Below are 1545 nucleotides of genomic sequence, written 5' to 3'. Positions count from 1 at the left end.
CCTCCTAGTATATTGATGTCACGTACTCCAAAGAGTTTTGAGATAAAATTCTCGTAGTGGTCGGGGTACTACGAATTCCTCCTTGGGACCATTGGTTCTCGATAATGAGAGTGTAGTCCCCGCCTTGCGAGCGTTTACGAATGAGCTGGATGTTGGAGGGTTTGAGCCCTATCTCCGAATCTCAAACTAGGTTGTAGATCGCAAGGTTGTGCGGATCCGACCCATTTGGAGGTACGTGCAATGTATTTTGTTGGTATAGACATTGCGAAACGCAATCATGAAGCCTGCATCATCGACTCGGTTGGGCAGAGTCAAGGCAAGACGCTACGTTTTCCAAACTCTCAGGCTGGTGGCCAGAAGCTGATCCAGTGGATGAAGAATGTCGATCCCGATTTGTCATCCACAGAAGTAGCTTTGGAAGCCACAGGTCACTACTGGTTGGCGTTACACTCGTTTCTCCGTAAACATGGCGTAAAGGTTCATGTCATCAATCCCATTCAGTCGGATGCATTTCGCAACATGTACATTCGACAAACCAAAAATGATACAAAAGACGCATTCATCATCGCCGAGGTGTTGCGCTTTGGACGGTACACCACGACAGAGCTCGGCAGTGACGAAATCGTTGCCTTGCGGCAATTGAGCCGATTCCGATTTAGCTTGGTCGATTCCATCTCTGACTTGAAACGGCAGGTCATCGGCGTCCTAGACATGCTGTTTCCCGAATACGAGCGACTGTTCTCTGACCTGTTTGGTAAGACATCCTCTGAGTTGTTGATGACATACACAACACCGGAGGAAATCCTTGCCGTAGATACAGATGAACTGGCTGCCTTCATCGCCAAACACAGTCGAAATCGCCTGGGTCTGGACAAAGCTGTGGAAATTAAATCCGCCGCCGAGTCTTCATTTGGAATGGACACCGCACTCGAAGCATTTCGGCTACAATTGCGCCTGCTTCTTCAGCAAATACGCTTCACAGAGGAACAGTTGGAATCCCTGAACGTCGAGATCGAAAAACGTCTGAAGAGCGTTGACACAAATCTCGTGACGATTCCGGGAATCGGCCCAGTTCTGGCAGCCGCGATACTCGGTGAAATCGGAGACATCTCCAGATTTCCGACCGGCGTAAAGCTCGTTGCGTTTGCCGGGATTGACCCTACGGTGCGAAGTTCAGGAGAATTTACCGGAACACGCAACCGAATGTCCAAACGAGGTTCACCTTACTTGCGACGAGCGATTTGGCTTGCCGCAAATGTCGCCAAAATACACAACCCAATCCTGAAGGATTTTTACGACCAGAAGCGGGCTCAAGGGAAACACCATCTGGCTGCAACGGGCGCTGTTGCCCGCAAAATGACGTACATCATTCATGCCGTTCTGCGGGATAAGAAGCCATACGAGCCAATCGCGTAGGACAGCAAATTAACCTGAAAATTCAAATCACGTCTGTCTTTGACAGGCTTATATAGATGCGCCTAAAAATCACTTCCCTTCATGGTTCTTAGAACTCAAAAGAGTGCTTGACATTAGATAGCTGGTCTC

General features: G+C 48.9%; 1 protein-coding gene. It reads left to right on the top strand.

Annotated elements, in window-relative coordinates; all coding sequences use genetic code 11:
• Positions 1-240: 240 nt before the first annotated feature.
• The gene (locus tag ACFSB2_RS19545) at positions 241-1416 is read left to right on the top strand and encodes an IS110 family RNA-guided transposase (protein WP_377944777.1); all 1176 of its coding nucleotides are present in this window, start codon (positions 241-243) and stop codon (positions 1414-1416) included.
• The last annotated feature ends 129 nt before the right edge of the window (positions 1417-1545 follow it).

This window comes from Alicyclobacillus fodiniaquatilis, from assembly GCF_042678105.1.
Lineage (GTDB): Bacteria > Bacillota > Bacilli > Alicyclobacillales > Alicyclobacillaceae > Alicyclobacillus > Alicyclobacillus fodiniaquatilis.
The sequence above is the reverse complement of the archived record's forward strand: the minus strand, read 5'-3'. Positions and strand labels throughout refer to the sequence as shown.